Origin of the sequence: Peribacillus sp. FSL E2-0218 (genome assembly GCF_037992945.1) — a bacterium.
In the GTDB taxonomy this organism is placed as follows: Bacteria; Bacillota; Bacilli; order Bacillales; family DSM-1321; genus Peribacillus; species Peribacillus simplex_B.
This window is the reverse complement of record NZ_CP150304.1, coordinates 1633051-1650850: the sequence shown is the minus strand read 5'-3', so window position 1 is coordinate 1650850 and position 17800 is coordinate 1633051. Positions and strand designations below refer to the sequence as shown.

14 protein-coding genes are annotated in these 17800 nt (G+C 45.6%); all 14 read right to left on the bottom strand.

Going from position 1 to position 17800, the window contains the following annotated elements; all coding sequences use genetic code 11:
- Window positions 1-17: 17 nt before the first annotated feature.
- The 14 genes from pyrE to MHI53_RS07895 all read right to left on the bottom strand — a co-directional run bounded on the left by pyrE (window position 18) and on the right by MHI53_RS07895 (window position 17722).
- The gene (gene pyrE, locus MHI53_RS07960) at window positions 18-653 is read right to left on the bottom strand and encodes an orotate phosphoribosyltransferase (RefSeq protein WP_061144568.1); all 636 of its coding nucleotides are present in this window, start codon (window positions 651-653) and stop codon (window positions 18-20) included.
- Window positions 647-1363 (bottom strand): orotidine-5'-phosphate decarboxylase, encoded by a 717-nt coding sequence (gene pyrF, locus MHI53_RS07955; RefSeq protein WP_340373178.1) that lies wholly within the window; start codon window positions 1361-1363, stop codon window positions 647-649. Before pyrF ends, pyrE begins: the two co-directional genes overlap by 7 nt.
- A complete protein-coding gene (locus MHI53_RS07950) occupies window positions 1335-2276 on the bottom strand; it encodes a dihydroorotate dehydrogenase (RefSeq protein ID WP_340373177.1) in 942 nt (313 codons plus the stop codon). The genes pyrF and MHI53_RS07950 overlap by 29 nt, the downstream gene beginning before the upstream one ends.
- Window positions 2273-3052, bottom strand: coding sequence for a dihydroorotate dehydrogenase electron transfer subunit (locus MHI53_RS07945; protein ID WP_340373176.1), 780 nt, complete (start codon window positions 3050-3052; stop codon window positions 2273-2275). The genes MHI53_RS07950 and MHI53_RS07945 overlap by 4 nt, the downstream gene beginning before the upstream one ends.
- A complete protein-coding gene (gene carB, locus MHI53_RS07940) occupies window positions 3049-6255 on the bottom strand; it encodes a carbamoyl-phosphate synthase large subunit (protein ID WP_340373175.1) in 3207 nt (1068 codons plus the stop codon). Before carB ends, MHI53_RS07945 begins: the two co-directional genes overlap by 4 nt.
- Window positions 6234-7340: a carbamoyl phosphate synthase small subunit gene (locus MHI53_RS07935; RefSeq protein ID WP_340373174.1), complete on the bottom strand. Its 1107-nt coding sequence runs from the start codon at window positions 7338-7340 to the stop codon at window positions 6234-6236. The genes carB and MHI53_RS07935 overlap by 22 nt, the downstream gene beginning before the upstream one ends.
- On the bottom strand, window positions 7337-8623 hold the full coding sequence (locus MHI53_RS07930) for a dihydroorotase (protein WP_340373173.1): 1287 nt from the start codon (window positions 8621-8623) through the stop codon (window positions 7337-7339). The genes MHI53_RS07935 and MHI53_RS07930 overlap by 4 nt, the downstream gene beginning before the upstream one ends.
- Entirely contained in the window at window positions 8586-9521 is a 936-nt protein-coding gene (locus MHI53_RS07925) for an aspartate carbamoyltransferase catalytic subunit (RefSeq protein ID WP_340373172.1), read from the bottom strand. The genes MHI53_RS07930 and MHI53_RS07925 overlap by 38 nt, the downstream gene beginning before the upstream one ends.
- 201 nt (window positions 9522-9722) lie before the next feature.
- A complete protein-coding gene (locus tag MHI53_RS07920; RefSeq protein WP_061144561.1) occupies window positions 9723-11012 on the bottom strand; it encodes a solute carrier family 23 protein in 1290 nt (429 codons plus the stop codon).
- A gap of 171 nt (window positions 11013-11183) precedes the next feature.
- The gene (gene pyrR / locus MHI53_RS07915) at window positions 11184-11729 is read right to left on the bottom strand and encodes a bifunctional pyr operon transcriptional regulator/uracil phosphoribosyltransferase PyrR (RefSeq protein ID WP_061144560.1); all 546 of its coding nucleotides are present in this window, start codon (window positions 11727-11729) and stop codon (window positions 11184-11186) included.
- 183 nt (window positions 11730-11912) lie between these two features.
- Window positions 11913-12830, bottom strand: a complete 918-nt coding sequence (locus MHI53_RS07910) for an RluA family pseudouridine synthase (protein WP_061144559.1) — start codon at window positions 12828-12830, stop codon at window positions 11913-11915.
- Window positions 12823-13293 (bottom strand): signal peptidase II, encoded by a 471-nt coding sequence (gene lspA, locus MHI53_RS07905; RefSeq protein ID WP_061144558.1) that lies wholly within the window; start codon window positions 13291-13293, stop codon window positions 12823-12825. Before lspA ends, MHI53_RS07910 begins: the two co-directional genes overlap by 8 nt.
- A 755-nt stretch (window positions 13294-14048) precedes the next feature.
- Window positions 14049-16817: an isoleucine--tRNA ligase gene (ileS, locus tag MHI53_RS07900; protein ID WP_340373171.1), complete on the bottom strand. Its 2769-nt coding sequence runs from the start codon at window positions 16815-16817 to the stop codon at window positions 14049-14051.
- A gap of 389 nt (window positions 16818-17206) precedes the next feature.
- Complete coding sequence (locus MHI53_RS07895) at window positions 17207-17722, bottom strand: DivIVA domain-containing protein (RefSeq protein ID WP_061144556.1); 516 nt, start codon at window positions 17720-17722, stop codon at window positions 17207-17209.
- Window positions 17723-17800 lie beyond the last annotated feature (78 nt).

Sequence of the window (17800 nt, the reverse complement as noted above, 5' to 3'; positions counted from 1 at the left end):
TTGGGCCATCTCTATTTTCATGCTGAAATCCAAGCTGTATCTGCCGGATTCTCGCGCCACTTTTTAAGCTTTTCCAATTCTTCCGCAGTGATGTATCCTTTTTCATTAGCGACCTTGATCAAGGTTGAATAGTCGCTCAAGGAATGATTTGTGATGCCTTCAGCACTGAACTTTTCTTTTCCCTTTTCCAATTCGTACGTAAAGATCGAAACGACTCCAAGAACATCACATCCAGCTTCTTTAAGCGCGTTAACAGCCGTAATTACACTGCCGCCGGTTGAAATTAAATCTTCCACAACCACCACTTTTTGTCCCGGAACGGCTCTGCCTTCAATTTGATTGCCCTTTCCATGCTCTTTCGCTTTAGAGCGAACATAGCACATCGGAGCGTTTAATTTGTCGCTCACCCAGGCTGCATGCGGGATGCCGGCAGTAGCGGTGCCTGCAATCAGCTCGGCTTCAGGGAAATGCTGCTCAATCAATTCCTTCAAGCCTTCCGCAATTACCGTGCGTACCTTCGGGTAAGAAAGGGTTAAGCGGTTGTCGCAATAAATCGGTGATTGAATACCTGATGCCCAAGTGAATGGATCATTTGGCTGCAGGTACACTGCTTTTATTTCCAATAGATGTTCGGCTATCGTTTCGTTTAACATGATATTCCCTCCCAAGCTGCTTTCATATCCAAATACGCCTTCAATGGATCCTTCGCCCCCGTTATCGCTCTCCCTACAACGATGGCATCCGCTCCAAAGCCCCTTGCCTGTTCAGGCGTAGCAATTCTCTTTTGATCATGCGTCTGTCCGCCTGCACTTCTGATTCCAGGTGTGACCGTTAAGAATTCTTGGCCGATGCGTTCATGTATGTTCTTTACCTCATGAGTGGAACAAACAACGCCATCCAATCCTGCCTGTTGAGTAAGACTTGCATAATGGAGAACCGAATCCTCCAGAGATCCTGCAATGTTTTGTTCACTGTTCATTTGTTCCTGTGACGTGCTTGTCAGTTGGGTAACTCCGATGCATAACGGACGTTTTTTCCCTGCACGCGTTCCCCTATCCAAGCCCTCTATTGCCGCCTCCATCATCCTTTGACCGCCAGCTGCATGTACATTGACCATATCAGCACCTAATGTTGCCAAACCTGTCATGGCCATTTTGACCGTATTTGGAATGTCATGCAGCTTCAAATCCAGAAACACATCGTGGCCCTGTTCCTTTATGGAGGAAATGATGGACGGTCCATTTTGGTAAAATAGTTCCATCCCTACTTTCAATGCCAATTTTTCCGACGGGAACTGACTCAGGAATCGTTCCGTCTGAATGACATCGGGAAAATCAAGGGCGATAATTAGCGACTGCTTCATTCTGCTTCCAGCTCCTTCCGGTACATTCTGAAATGTGGTCAAAACCAAGCTCATCCAACAATTTCGGTAATTCCTCAATGATGGTCGGGCATACAAAGGGATCGACGAAGTTGGCCGTTCCGACGGCAACCGCACTGGCACCAGCATAGAAAAACTCGATGACATCTTCTGCAGTAGCGATTCCGCCCATTCCGATTATCGGAATCGACACTTGCTGGCTCACCTCATAGATCATCCGGAGGGCAACCGGTTTGATTGCAGGACCTGATAGTCCCCCCGTCCGGTTCGAAAGGATCGGCTTGCCCGTTTTTAAATCCAATCGCATGCCGATTAATGTATTGATCATTGTCAGCCCATCGGCACCGCCTTGTTCAACCGCTTTGGCCATTTCCACGATGTCACTGACATTCGGTGAGAGCTTCACATATACAGGCACCGAAGATACTTCCTTGACTGCCTTTGTAACCTCTTTGGCAACTTCCGGCACCGTCCCGAAAGCGATGCCTCCTTCTTTTACATTCGGACAGGAAATGTTCAATTCGAGTGCTTTGACATTTCCAATCTTGCTTATTTCACGGGCGACCTTTACATAGTCCGTTATTTGTGAACCGGCAACGTTAGCGATGATCGGGACATCATATGTGCCTAACCAATCCAGTTCTTCACTGATGACCTTTTCTAAACCCGGATTCTGCAAACCGATAGCATTCAGCATTCCCGACGAGGTTTCCGCTACACGCGGGGTCGGATTGCCGAACCTAGGTTCCGGTGTTGTCGCTTTTATCATGATTGCCCCTAGAACATCCAAGTCGAAAAACTGGCTGTATTCGCGGCCAAAACCAAAGCAGCCGGAGGCTGGCATGATCGGATTTTTCAAATGCAAGCCTGGTAACTCAACTGAAAGTCTGCTCATAGTACCACCTCTCCTGCCCGGAATACCGGTCCATCACTGCATACCTTTTTATAACTAAATCCAGTTGGATCATCTCCTGTATGACACACACAGGCAAAGCAGGCGCCGATGCCGCAGCCCATCCTTTCCTCAAGGGACAGGTAAAGCTTTTTCTGACGATAGCCCGCTTCCAACGCTTTCAGCATTGGCGTCGGTCCGCATGAAAAGATCGTAGTAAATTCCTGCTCCAGCTTGTCGATCACAGTCGTTACAAATCCTGCTGTTCCATATGACCCGTCCACTGTGGCAATATACGTATCACCTAATTCACTAAACTCTTTTTCGTAAAAAATCGCCGACTTCGTTTGGAAGCCCAATACATGGATGACTTTTACCCCGTTGGCGACCAACATCTGTGATAGTTGATAGAGGGGGGGAACCCCAATACCGCCGCCAACCAATAACGCCGTTTCTCCCTCTTTTGCTTCATGTACGGGAAACCCATTCCCTAGAGGTCCTAGGATATCGACCGCTTCAGCCTCTCTACGCTGTGATAGCAGCGTCGTTCCTTTTCCTTCAGCCCGGTATATCATCGTGAACCGTTTTTCATTGCTGTCATAAGAAGAAATGGAAATCGGGCGTCGTAACAATGGCTCAGCACCTTCTGTTGTCTTGACTTGAACAAACTGGCCTGGCTGGTTCATTTCTGAAACCAGTTCCCCTTGCAGGGTAAGTTCAAAGATGGATGGGGCCAGTTCTTTATGAGCTAACACCTTCATTCTTTCCTTCTTGATCATATATAGCTCACCTCACGACTTTTTTCCATTTTCCCCATAGCTTCAGCCGAGAAGGTCATCGACTCTATCACTCTTAAAATCGCTTCTGCCGTGTCGAGAGATGTTAGGCATGTCACTCCATTTTCAACCGATTCACGGCGAATCCTGAATCCATCACGTGCAGGCTGCTTTCCTTTTGTCAGTGTATTAATGACGAATTGCGCTTCCCCATTTCTGATGACATCGAGCAGGTTCCTACCTTCTTCACCGATTTTACCGACAATTGCAGTCGGGATGCCTGATTGCTTCAATAGGGCCGCAGTTCCGCTTGTGGCGATTAGCTTGAACCCGATATTATGGAACCGTCTTGCCAACAGCAGTGCTTCTTGCTTATCTTTATCCGATATCGTCAATAAAACAGAACCATGACCTTGAATTTTGAATCCGGAAGCGACAAGCCCTTTATATAAAGCCTTTTCAAGGGTGCTATCTTTCCCCATTACTTCACCGGTCGATTTCATTTCAGGTCCGAGGGAAATATCCACACCTCTTAATTTAGCAAAGGAGAAGACCGGCACTTTCACATAAACCCCGGATTGTTCGGCGACTAAACCGGACTGGTAACCTTGGCTTTCAAGCGAGTGTCCTAGAATCACCTTCGTGGCTAAGTTAGCCATCGGCACATTCGTAATTTTACTCAAGAATGGAACGGTCCTGCTTGAGCGCGGATTCACTTCAATGACATATACTTCCTCGTTGCTGATGACATATTGAATGTTCAAGAGACCAATTATATTCAAGCCTTTTGCCAGTCTTGTCGTGTAGTCGATGATCACTTGTTTCTGTTTCTCCGTTAAATTCTGGGGCGGATAGACGGCAATCGAATCACCTGAGTGGACGCCCGCACGCTCGATATGCTCCATGATTCCTGGGATGACGACCGTTTTGCCATCGGATATTCCGTCGACTTCAACTTCTTTACCCGTCAAGTATCGGTCTATAAGCACCGGATGATCCGGGTTGATCTTCACGGCATTTTTCATATAATGCAGCAATTCTTCTTGTTTATAGACGATTTCCATCGCTCTTCCGCCCAGTACATATGAAGGTCTGACCAAAACCGGATAACCGATATCTTCCGCAATGACGATCGCTTCGTCAACAGATGTAGCCGTTTTTCCCTTTGGCTGCGGGATGCCTAAATCCTGCAGGGCCCTCTCGAATTTATTGCGGTTTTCCGCCCTGTCGAGGTCTTCCAATGAAGTGCCAAGGATTTTCACGCCTCTTTCAACCAAGCCCTCCGCGAGGTTGATTGCCGTTTGTCCTCCGAACTGGACGATGACCCCTTCCGGTTTTTCCAAATCGATGACATGCATGACATCTTCCAGTGTCAAAGGTTCGAAATAAAGTTTATCGGAGATGCTGAAATCCGTTGAAACTGTTTCCGGATTATTGTTGATGATGATCGCTTCATAGCCCGCTTCTTTGATGGCCCAGACCGAATGTACAGTCGCATAATCAAATTCCACGCCTTGGCCGATCCGGATGGGACCTGACCCCAGGACAATGACGCTTTTCTTATCGGTCACGATGGATTCATTTTCATCTTCATATGTTCCATAGAAATAAGGTGTTTCCGATTCGAATTCCGCCGCACAAGTATCGACCATTTTGTAAACAGGGATGATTCCTTGTTGTTTCCGAAATTCATAGACTTCGATTTCGGGAACTTTCCATATTTCTGCAATCGTTTTGTCAGAAAAACCAAGTTCTTTAGCTTTTTGCAGAACTTCACATTCAAAGGAATGTTCCAGCAGTTCCTTTTCAAAGTCAATGATCTTTTTCAGCTTATGGAGGAAGAATAAATCGATTTGGCTCCATTCATGAATGGTTTCGATCGTTTTTCCCCTTCTTAAAGCTTCGCCGATATAGAATAACCGCTCATCTCCCGCTTTACGGATCCGTTTCTCTATTTTTTCATCCCCAAACTCGTCATTCAATTCAAGATGGTATATGCCGGCTTCAAGGGAACGAACAGCTTTCAGGATCGATTCTTCGAAGGTACGGCCGATTGCCATGACTTCCCCCGTCGCCTTCATTTGCGTACCGAGCCTCCGGTTGGCACTTTCGAACTTATCGAATGGCCAGCGCGGGATTTTCGTTACAACATAGTCCAGGGCCGGTTCAAAGCTCGCATAGGTTTTGCCTGTGACCGGGTTCATCATTTCATCAAGCGTCAAGCCAACCGCGATTTTTGCTGCAAGCTTGGCAATCGGATATCCAGTTGCCTTTGAAGCAAGTGCTGACGAACGGCTCACCCTCGGGTTCACTTCAATGACGTAATATTGGTAGCTATCCGGATCCAAGGCTAGTTGAACATTGCATCCTCCTTCAATTTTCAGGGCACGGATAATTTTCAAGGATGTATTTCTGAGCATTTGATACTCTCTGTCACTTAACGTTTGGCTTGGTGCCGCAACGATAGAATCTCCTGTATGGACGCCGACAGGGTCGAAGTTTTCCATATTACAAACGACAATGGCATTATCGTTCGAATCACGCATCACTTCATATTCCACCTCTTTGAAACCGGCAATGCTTTTTTCGAGCAGACATTGGTGGACGGGACTGCTTTTCAGGCCGCCCTCCACGATCTCGATCAGTTGCTCCTCGTCATCGCAAATTCCGCCGCCCGTTCCGCCAAGCGTGAAGGCCGGGCGGACGATGACCGGATATCCGACCCGCTCCACGAATGTGTAAGCCTCTTCCAGGTTATGAATGATATCACTGTCAGGAACGGGCTCCCCAAGATCGTTCATGAGGGTACGGAAAAGATCTCTATCTTCCGCTTGCTGAATCGCGGAAAGTTTCGTCCCAAGGATCTGCACATTACATTCTTCCAGAATTCCCGCTTCGGACAATTCAACGGCCATATTCAGCCCAGTCTGACCGCCAAGTGTAGGCAACAGTGCATCAGGACGCTCTTTACGAATGATTTTGCTGACAAATTCCAATGTGATCGGTTCGATATAAACCGCATCGGCCATTTCACTGTCTGTCATGATGGTAGCAGGGTTAGAGTTAATCAGGATTACTCGGTAGCCTTCCTCTTTCAAGGCCATGCATGCTTGGGTTCCGGCATAATCGAATTCGGCTGCCTGGCCGATGACGATCGGACCTGACCCGATCACTAGGATGCTTTTTATATCATTGCGTTTTGGCATGTTTCTTCCCCCTTGGTGGTTGCAGTCTCGATCATTTGTAAGAATTCATTGAATAAGTAGTTGGCGTCTTCCGGTCCAGGTGAAGCTTCAGGATGGTATTGTACCGTGAAGGCTGGATATTTTTTATGGCGCAGTCCTTCAATCGTATCGTCATTCAACGCCGTATGGGTCACAATAAGCTCCGTCTGTTCGATGGAAAGCGGTTCGACCGTATAACCATGATTTTGAGAAGTGATGGATACCTTCCCGGTGCGAAGTTCCTTTACAGGATGGTTTGATCCTCGATGGCCGAATTTTAACTTTTCCGTATCTGCTCCATTTGCAAGGGCGAAAAGTTGATGTCCCAAACAGATTCCGAATAATGGCACTTTTGTTTGGATGGTGCGTATCATTTCAAGCGCCTCATGAACGCTTTTCGGATCTCCAGGTCCGTTAGAAAGCATCACGCCGTCCGGATGATATTGCAACACTTGCTCAGCCGTGACGTTGTATGGTACGACCACTACATCACAGCCGCGCTTGGTCAGCTCACGCAAAATTCCATGCTTCATTCCATAGTCCACAAGGACGACCCGGGGACCCCTGCCTGGACTTGAATACGGTGCTTTCGTAGAAACCTGTTTCACCTGATTGGTTGGAATCACCGTTGCCTTCAGTTGTGAGATAACTTCTTCAGCATCTTTGCCGATGTTGCAGATCGCACCTTTCAGGGCACCAGATTTCCTGATGATCCTTGTCAGCTTCCTTGTATCGATACCGCTTATTCCGGGTATGTTCTTCATTTTCAAATATTCATCAAGAGATGATTGGCTGCGCCAGTTGGACGGATGATCTGCCGTTTCTTTAACGACAAACCCAGCGATAGCAGGGTTGATTGATTCAAAATCACCCCTATTAATTCCATAGTTTCCAATCAATGGATACGTCAGTGTGACAATTTGGCCACAATATGATGGATCGGAAAGGATTTCTTGATATCCTGTCATCCCTGTATTAAAAACGACCTCACCGATTTTTTCTACGTCCCCGCCGAATGCTTCCCCAAGGAAAATCGTTCCGTCTTCTAAGATTAACTGTCTTTTCATTGTTGAACACGTCCTTTTTCCCAAGCTATTTTACCTTCTGAAATCGTCATGACCGGCCAGCCATAGCATTTCTTTTCATTGAAAGGTGTATTTTTCCCTTTTGATGCAAACTCTTCTACATTAATTTCTTTTTCCGCTTCCAAGTCAATGAGCACGATATCGGCAATGGCGCCTTCCTTCAGTTCCCCATATGGAAGGGAAAAGCTTTCAGATGGCTTGATTGTCAAGAAGTCGACCAATTGCTTCAAGGTCAAAACTTCCTTTTTGACCAATTCGGTATATAGCAGCGGAAAGGCCGTTTCCAATCCTACTATTCCAAATGGAGCCAGCTGCATTCCTTCTGCTTTTTCCTCTGCTCCATGTGGAGCATGGTCCGTTGCAATGAAATCGATGGTCCCATCCAGCAGCCCTTCAATCAATGCGTCCCGATCTTCACGACCTCTTAAAGGCGGATTCATTTTATAATTGGCATCAAGCCCCGGTATATCATCTTCACACAATAATAAGTGATGCGGAGTAACCTCGGCTGTCACCCGAATGCCTGCACGTTTGGCATCGCGTACTGTTCTGACCGATTCCTTCGTCGATATGTGGCAAACGTGATAGTGGCAGTCCGCCGCTTCCGCAAGGAGGATATCCCTGGCGATATGTACAGCTTCGCATACAGACGGAATTCCATTGATTCCCTGCTCTTTAGAGAATCTCCCTTCATGGACGGAGCCTTTATTGATCAAGCTATTATCTTCACAATGAGCGACAATCGCCATATCTTGGGCGGCAGCCCGCTTCATCGCTTCAAGCATCATCCCCGCTTCTTGAATCCCTACTCCGTCGTCCGTAAAAGCGAAAGCGCCAGCTTGTTTCAATGAAGAAAAGTCTGTTAGTTCTTTGCCCGCTTCCCTTATCGTGATGGATGCATAAGGAAGGACCCGTACATGTGCCGTTTCTTCGATTTTCCGATTGAGAGCATCTAGGTGGTCCACTGTATCAGGAACGGGCCTTGTATTGGGCATCGCAGCAACCGTAGTGAAACCGCCCCTTGCTGCTGCAAGCGTTCCGCTTTCGATCGTTTCCTTATGTTCACCGCCCGGCTCGCGTAAATGGACGTGCAAATCAATGAAGCCTGCCGTTATAAGCAACCCTTTTGCATCAACTACCTTGCAATTTTCCGTAGCCAAGTCCTCGCCGATTTTCGTGATGACCTTTCCTTCCATTTCAATGTCCGCTTTTTTGAATGAGTTTTGATTATCTAGCAATACTCCATTTTTGATCACAGTTTTCATGGTTCATTCCCCCTTCGGTTTGTTCGAGCACATTTTTCAACACGGCCATTCTAATGAACACGCCATTTTCCATCTGTTTAAAAATTCTAGAGCGGCTGCATTCGACTAAATCACTGTCAATTTCAACACCGCGGTTTATTGGTGCAGGATGCATGATGATCGCGTCCTGCTTCATATTTTTTTCACGTTTCTTCGTCAGGCCAAAACGTTCCAGATAGTCCCCATTCGCATGATTGTATTTTTCACTATGCCTTTCATGCTGGATTCTAAGCAGCATGACCACATCAGATGTCGCTATCGCTTCATCGATGTCCTGATACCTTCCCAAACCTTTTTCTCCGTCAAACCACTCAGGCGGACCTGAGAATACGACCTCCGCTCCTAAGCGCGTTAATGCCTCAGCATTCGATTTGGCGACCCGACTATGTCTCACATCGCCGATTATCGCAATCTTCAGACCTTTGAAACTATCAAACTCTTGTTTTATCGTTAATAAGTCGAGCAATGACTGGGTCGGGTGATTTCCGCATCCATCCCCGGCATTGATTATCGGAATCCTGATTTTCTCTTTCAATTCGTCAAAATAATGATCTTGCTCATGCCGGATGATCAAAGCGTTGACGCCTATTGCCTCAAGCGTTTTAACCGTGTCATACAAGGTTTCTCCTTTTAATATGGATGAAGTGCCGGCATCAAAAGGAATGACCTCCAAGCCAAGTTTCCTTTCCGCCATTTCAAAACTTGATTTGGTACGTGTGCTAGGTTCAAAGAAAAGGTTGGCAACCATGGTCTGCAGTTTAGGTTGCCAGCTCGATCCATTGGCAAATCCCTCCGCTTCATGAAGGATTCCTTCAATTTCAGTAACGTTCAATTCATTCATCGTGAATAATTTTTTCATGGATCCTGCTCCTTTCACAATCGTGATGCGGGGCATAAAAAACACCCCGCCTTTTAAGGACAGGGTGTAGGTCATAAAGAGGCGTGAGCATAGAGACTGGTTATAAGAGCCTTGTCCCGTTCTCATTCTTCTTTACAGCAACACCCTTTTAAGCCTCTCTGGACTTCTTTTAAAAGGTGATCTTTCATGATTCAGTTTTTCTTATTTTCCAAAGATATCCGCTGATATTTTTTCACGGTCAGGTAAGATCAGGTTAAGCAGGATGCCGACGATTGCCGAAAGTGCCATTCCGGAAAGCGAAACCGTTTCCGATAGTTGCACGAATGCTCCCCCGATCCCCAACACTAGTATGACTGAAGCGATCATCAGGTTTCTTTTTTTGTCGAAATCAACCTTATTATCAACCAGCATCCTCAGCCCGCTTGAAGCGATGATTCCGAAGAGCAGGATTGAAATCCCGCCCATTACCGCTGTTGGTATCGAGCTGATGACCGCTGAAATCTTACCGTTGAAGCCAAAGATGATTGCAGCCAATGCTGCGCCGCCGATGATGTATACACTGTATGCCTTTGTCATCGTCAGGACCCCGATATTTTCACCATAAGATGTCAGCGGCGGACCCCCAATGAAGGAGCCTATCATGATACCAGCTCCATCCCCAAGGATCGAGCGGTGCAAGCCGGGTTTTTCCAAAAAATTTCTGCCGACTACCTTACTCAAAACCATCTGGTGTCCGATGTGCTCGGATAATGTGACGATGGCCACGGGTACCATGATGGCAATGACTTCCCATGAGAAGGTCGGGGTATAGGTGACATATGGAAACATGAAATCCGGCATTTCAAACCAGTCTGCTTTCTTGATTGGTGAGTAATCTATTATTCCTGCTGCAGCCGAACAGCCATAGCCCACTATAATCCCCATTAATATCGGGATCAAGTTAAGGAAGCCTTTAAAGAATACGTTACAGATGATGGTTACCGCTAATGTAATCAGCGCTATTACTATATATGTCACACTATATTCATGCTTCGGATCATACATGGCCATATCCACGGCCGTTCCGGCAAGGCTTAGCCCGATTACGATAATGACCGGACCTACCACGACCGGAGGAAGTAAATTCATTAACCAGCGCAAGCCGACTTTTTGGATGACCAGGGCTACTATCCCATATATCAATCCGGCTGCAAAACAGCCAATCATGGCCGCCTCAGGCCCCCCTAACGCCTTTGCCGCGATGATGGGCGTGATGAAGGCGAAGGATGAGCCAAGGTAAGCGGGTATCTGCCCCTTGGTAATCAATAGGTAAGATAGTGTTCCCAACCCGCTTGAAACCAGGGCAACCGCTGGGCTTAACCCCACCAAGAATGGCACGAGCACCGTCGCGCCGAACATGGCGAACAAATGCTGGATGCTTAGTGTAATCCATTGACCAACCTTTGGCACGTCCTCAACATCAAGTACGATGTCCCTTTTTACTTCTTCCATTTCTGTATCCTCCTCTTGATGCGTTAAAGCGGCAAAAACCCTCTTTGTCTAAACAAAGAGGGTTTCACGGAAGGTGCATGCCCATGGATAGGCACACATCTCCCGATTGACTCCCCTTTGCCAGCCTCTCTGGACTGTCTTTAAAAGGGTTCTATCTAATTTTCAGCTTGTTTATTTTTCTAATATAGTGACTTGATCTGCTTCATCCACTTCTGTCAACGTAACGGTAATCTTCTCGGATTGTGATGTCGGAACGTTTTTCCCGACGAAATCTGCCCGTATCGGAAGTTCCCTATGCCCTCGGTCCACTAAAACTGCGAGCTGGATTTGCGAAGGCCTTCCCAAATCCACCAAGGCATCCATTGCCGCTCTGACGGTCCTGCCTGTGAAAAGAACATCATCAACCAAAATCACTTTCTTGTCGCTTATATTGACCGGAATATCTGAGCCTTTTACAATGGGATCTCCATCGTTGGTTTTTTTCGAAAGGTCATCGCGATATAGGGTAATGTCCAGTTCTCCTAGCTCGATTGCCTTACCCTCTATTTGATTGATGCGTCTGGCCAGTCGATCAGCGAGGAAAATCCCGCGTGTACGGATCCCGATCAATACACAATCTTCAATTCCCTTATTTTTCTCGATAATCTCATGTGCAATCCTGGTCAAGGCCCTGCCAATGGCCTGCTCATCAAGTACTATCGCTTTCTCATTCAACATCTCGGCCACCTCGGTTCCTTTTTCCTTCAACAAAAAATCCTCATGCCAAGAAGGCATGAGGATTTTTGACGACGTGGGTATGGGTATCCCGACTTCGCGTATCCGTTTCCTTCTCAGTCTCTCTGAACTGTGTTAAAGGTTCTTGTTAAGTTGTTATCATGATATATCATAAAAACGAATTTGTCAATCCTTACTTCTGCGCAATTGATTTATTAGCTGTTCAAACTCTTCAGGTATCGGAGCTTCGAATTCCATATATTCATTGGTACGGGGATGGATGAATCCTAGAAGGCCAGCGTGCAACGCTTGTCCATCTATCTTCAAGGTCTTCTTCGGTCCGTATTTAGGATCGCCGGCAAGCGGGAAGCCAATGTATTTCATGTGGACACGGATTTGATGCGTCCTTCCGGTTTCAAGTTGGCATTCCACCAAAGTGAAAGCATTGAAACGTTCGATGACACGGAAATGTGTTACAGCATTTTTGGAATTCGAGTCCGTCACGGTCATGCTTTGACGATCTTTTTTATCCCTGCCGATCGGTGCATCGATCGTTCCGAAATCATGCGGGATCACACCATGGACTATTGCTTGATATTTACGGGTAACCGTCTTGTCAACAAGCTGCTGGACAAGTTTTTCGTGTGCCATGTCGTTTTTGGCAACCATTAATAGACCAGATGTATCTTTGTCGATTCGATGGACGATGCCGGGACGCATCACGCCGTTAATGCCCGACAGGTCTTTACAATGGGCCATCAACCCATTTACCAGCGTGCCTGATACATGTCCAGGTGCTGGGTGGACGACCATTCCGCTCGGTTTGTTGACCACGAGGACATCTGCATCTTCATAATAGATATCCAAATCCATTTCTTCTGCCGCTGCATCCAATTCCTCAAGCTCGGGAATCGTCACTTCGATCGTATCGCCGGGAATCGATTTATAATTCGTTTTTATGGCCAATCCATTGACTAATACATGATCATCTTTAATCCATTGCTGAACTTGTGTACGCGACCATTCCTCGTTCAAAGTCGAAAGTGCCTTATCTATCCTGACACCTTTTAGTGTTTCATCGATGCTGTATAACCTTTTATCCATTATTTTTCTCCTTAGCGTTTTTTTCTTCTAATAACATATGAATCACGAGCAGTCCGACTCCAATTGAAAGCGAAGCATCGGCAACATTAAATACCGGAAAACTGTAGCTAAAAATATAGGTATGAACGAAATCCACTACTTCCTGGCGAGCGATGCGATCGATGAAGTTACCGATTGCCCCGCCTAGCATGAGACCAAGGGCCACTCCAAGCAAACGGCTTTGCTTTGCCATTTTCTGAATATAATAGACAAGTCCAATAATGACAGCGATGGTGATGATGTAGAAAAACCACATTTGTCCTTGTAGAATTCCCCATGCTGCCCCACGATTACGATGCGAGGTAATATATAGAAGGTTTTCAATAATTTCAATGCTTTCTCCGTACTCCATTTTTTTCACAATCATCCATTTTGTCAGCTGATCGAGAGCAATGACCAAAAGGGCAATTAAATAATAAAACACATTTTTTCCCCCAAACTAATCAAATCTTCACTTTTGAATTGTAGCATAAACTAGAAATAATGACTAATCCGAAAAGTATAAAACCATGACAATATCGCTTTATGGGATGTGCCTTATTTGCATGATCATAATTGAATTGTTTTAAAAATCCAGACTTTGCAAATAGAGAACGACTAATTCGAAGATAAGGCATGGAGTTTGGCTACAGTTTTGAAGTTTATCCTTAGACTGTTCCAAGCCAATGCTGGCGCTCCCTTATCCAGAGGGCGGTTCGTGAGCTTCTTCGGCTTTTAGCCTGTGGGGTCTCACGCAGACGCGTATCTCCTTGGCGGCAGTCTCGCACATCCGCTCCAATTTTACCTTTATTTTTCCTTAGATAGATGCCCATTGCCTATTCATTCAGCTCGACTGAGACCGTAACACCTGGAAAGACACATGAAAATCCATCCTTGGCTCCATTTGTTGAACAGGAGATTAAACATGTCGGAATACCCAGGCCACAGATGCAACATATAAAACAGCCGCGATAGCAAGCTACCTATTAAATTAAACAAAGTGATTGTACCGGCTTTACCCTATACACGTTCTCGATCAAAAGAAGGGTTCTTTCGCACACATGACTATCTAAAATGGGCTTACCTGCTTCAAAACCTATCTAACATTAAAAAGGCTTCGAAATGTAATCATTTCGAAGCCTTTTTGTATACAAGCTGACCGGACCCTTCATAGAGAGTCCCGCCGCATGCCTTCTGGAATCATTGATTCACATAATGCTCTTTCACTACTGTTGCACAACGCGGGCATAGTGTCGGATGTTCCTCCACTTGACCCACTTGTTTGGAAACATTCCAGCAACGCTCACATGTTTCACCTTCGGCTTTTGTCACCGCGATCGCCATATCCTCTAGTTTAACCGCTTCTGATGGTGCACTTGACACATCTCCAGCAAGTTCGAATTCGGATACGATGAATAACTGTTCAAAGCTCTCCTTGATGCTATCAAGCAGATTTTTCGTTTCTTCATTCACGTAAACCTTCACTTTTGCGTTCAGCGATTTACCGATGATTTTCTGATTGCGAGCCTCTTCTAATGCTTTCAGTACGTTGTCACGCACGTTCATGAAAGCCGTCCATTTTTCTTCGATGGCTTGTGCATCATCAACGTGAATTTCTTCAGGCATCCATGTCAATTGGACACTTTCTTCCGTTACACCAGGAATGAACGCCCATACTTCATCAGCCGTATGCGAAAGGATTGGCGACACCAATTTCGTCAAGCTTACCAATGATTCGTATAGCACCGTTTGAATGGCCATACGCTCTTTACCATTTGGTGCTTCACAATATAAAATGTCTTTCGCATAATCAAGATAAAACGAACTCAAATCCTGTGTACAGAAATTATTGACCATATTATAAATGGTCGCAAACTCATAATTTTCATAACTTAATTTGGACTGAGTGATCAGCTTATTCAATTTGACCAGCATGTAACGGTCCACTTCAGGCAGTTCATCGATTGCCACTTTATCGGTTTCCGGATTGAATCCATCCAAATTCCCCAGTAGGAAGCGGAATGTATTGCGGATTTTACGATACACTTCCGAGACTTGTTTAAGGATAGGATCTGAAACCCTGACATCTGATTGGTAATCGACAGAAGCGACCCAAAGGCGTAATATATCTGCACCAAGCTGGTTCATGACCTTGGATGGCAGGACGACGTTCCCAATCGATTTACTCATTTTGCGGCCTTCTCCATCCAAAGCGAATCCATGGCTCAGCACGCCTTTATAGGGTGCTTTTCCTGTTACGGCAACACTTGTTGAAAGTGAAGAGTTAAACCAGCCGCGATATTGATCCGAACCTTCTAAATAAAGATCGGCAGGACGCTGCAAGTCTTCCCTTTCTTCAAGAACAGCTTGATGAGATGAGCCGGAATCGAACCATACGTCCATGATATCCGTTTCTTTCGTGAAGATGCCATTTGGGCTGCCTTCATGAGTGAAGCCTTCCGGAAGTAACTCTTTTGCTTCCCGTTCGAACCAGATGTTTGAACCGTGTTCACGGAAAAGGTTTGAAATATGATTGATCGTTTCATCGGTAATGATCGGCTCGCCATTTTCTGCATAAAGGACAGGAATCGGTACACCCCATGCACGTTGACGGGAGATACACCAATCTCCGCGGTCACGGACCATATTGAATAGCCGCGTTTCCCCCCAAGCGGGAACCCATTTCGTTTCTTCGATGGCCTCCAAAAGCTCACTGCGGAAGTCTTTGATTGATGCGAACCATTGTGCAGTTGCCCGGAAAATCGTCGGTTTCTTCGTCCGCCAATCATGTGGATAAGAGTGAGTGATGAACGTCAAGTTTAATAACGCGCCAGCTTCGGTTAATTTTTCTGTAATCGGTTTATTTGCTTGATCATAGAATAATCCAGCGAATTCACCGGCCTCTTCTGTCATGACCCCTTTCTCATCCACGGGGCAAAGGACATCCAAGCCGTATTTTTGTCCGATGATAAAATCATCTTCACCATGTCCTGGAGCCGTATGGACACAGCCCGTGCCAGCTTCCGTCGTAACATGTTCACCCAGCATCACTAAAGATTCGCGATCATAAAGAGGATGTTTGGCACCTGCCCGGTCCAATTCGCTCCCTTTTACCGTTTTCACAACGGTTGGGTTATCCCAGCCAAGCGTTTCGGTCACGGACTCAAGAAGAGCTTCAGCAATTAAGAACTTTTCATTTTCGACTGCCACTACGACGTAATTTAATTGCGGGTGCAACGAGATACCAAGGTTAGCAGGAATCGTCCAAGGAGTTGTCGTCCAAATGATGATTTTAACTCCTTCTTCAATTACTCCTTTGCCATCCGTTACTTCAAAAGCAACATAGATTGACGCAGAACGTTTATCTTGGTATTCAATTTCAGCTTCCGCAAGTGCTGATTCACTGGAAGGTGACCAATAAACAGGTTTTTTCCCTTTATAAATATAGCCTTTTTTCGCCATATCGCCGAAGACCTTGATTTGCTGGGCTTCATATTCAGGCTTTAATGTGATGTAAGGGTTATCCCAATCCCCGCGAACCCCAATTCTCTTAAACTGTTCACGTTGATTGTCGATCTGAACATAAGCATACTCTTCACAAAGCTTCCTGAATTCGGCTACACTCATTTCTTTCCGCTTAACACCTTTTTTAGTCAAGGCCGTTTCGATCGGAAGGCCGTGCGTATCCCAACCAGGAACATACGGTGCTTGAAAACCGCTCATTGATTTAAAGCGGACAATGAAATCTTTTAAAACCTTGTTCATCGCGTGACCCATATGGATATCACCGTTAGCGTATGGCGGTCCGTCATGTAAAATGAATAAAGGGCGTCCTGCCGTTTGTTCCTGCACCTTTTTATAAATATTCATTTCTTTCCATTTCTCTTGAATCTCCGGCTCTCGTTTTGGTAAATTTCCACGCATTGGAAATTCCGTTTTTGGCATCAATAAGGTATCTTTGTATTCCATCGTTACATCCTCCATCCGTCTTTACACAATTTCATTGGCACCCAAAACTCCTCCAGGCAAAATAAAAAGCCTTCTCATCCCTAAAAAAGGGACGAGAAAGCTTTGCTTCCCGCGGTACCACCCTGGCTAGAAAGATTCACAAAGTGAATCCAACCTCTCGAGCATTCGTAACGTGAATGAAACGCTTCGTTTACTTGCTGCAAAAGCAGGTTCAACTCAGAACTCGAGGGTGATCTTCAATATCTTCGCTTATTCCAGGCTCTCACCATCCCCGGTCGCTATTAATAAGCATGTGAAGAATTTACTTTCCCTGTCATCGTCTAAAGTAATCATGAATTGTATTGTTAAAAAATTATATGCGAAAAAAGTGTTGAAAGTCAAGGAATCGTTTAAATTTCCTCTTCCACTCTCTCATTTAATTCTATTTCAGTCGCATCCACTTCGTAATCAAGAAGGTGGTCCCAATCATCATTGTCCAGCAAATCCAACTGTGCACCGACAAGCATTTTGAAACGGGTCCGGAATACTTTGGATTGTTTTTTCAAGTCTTCGATGTCCATCGCGATTTTCCTAGCCTTCACAAGTGACTCATTGACGATCCGATCGGCATTTTTCTCTGCTTCCTTAATGATCAGCTTCGCTTCTTTTTGGGCGTTGCGCCTTAATTCCTCAGCTGCTTCTTGTGCGACAATAATCGACTTATTAAGTGTACCCTCGATTGTCGTAAAATGTCCCAAACGATCATAAGTCTCGTTCAGTTTATCTTCAAGTTCTTTTTTCTCCCTCAATATCAGTTCATAATCTTTAATGACCTGGTCGAGAAACTCATTAACTTCATCTTCATCATACCCTCGAAATACTTTATTAAATTCCTTATTATGTATATCTATCGGGGTTAAGGGCATTACGGCACCTCCAGAACGGTTTCTACTCTAGTATATTAAAACTCTATATTCGACAATAAATGTCCAAATCCTGCTTAA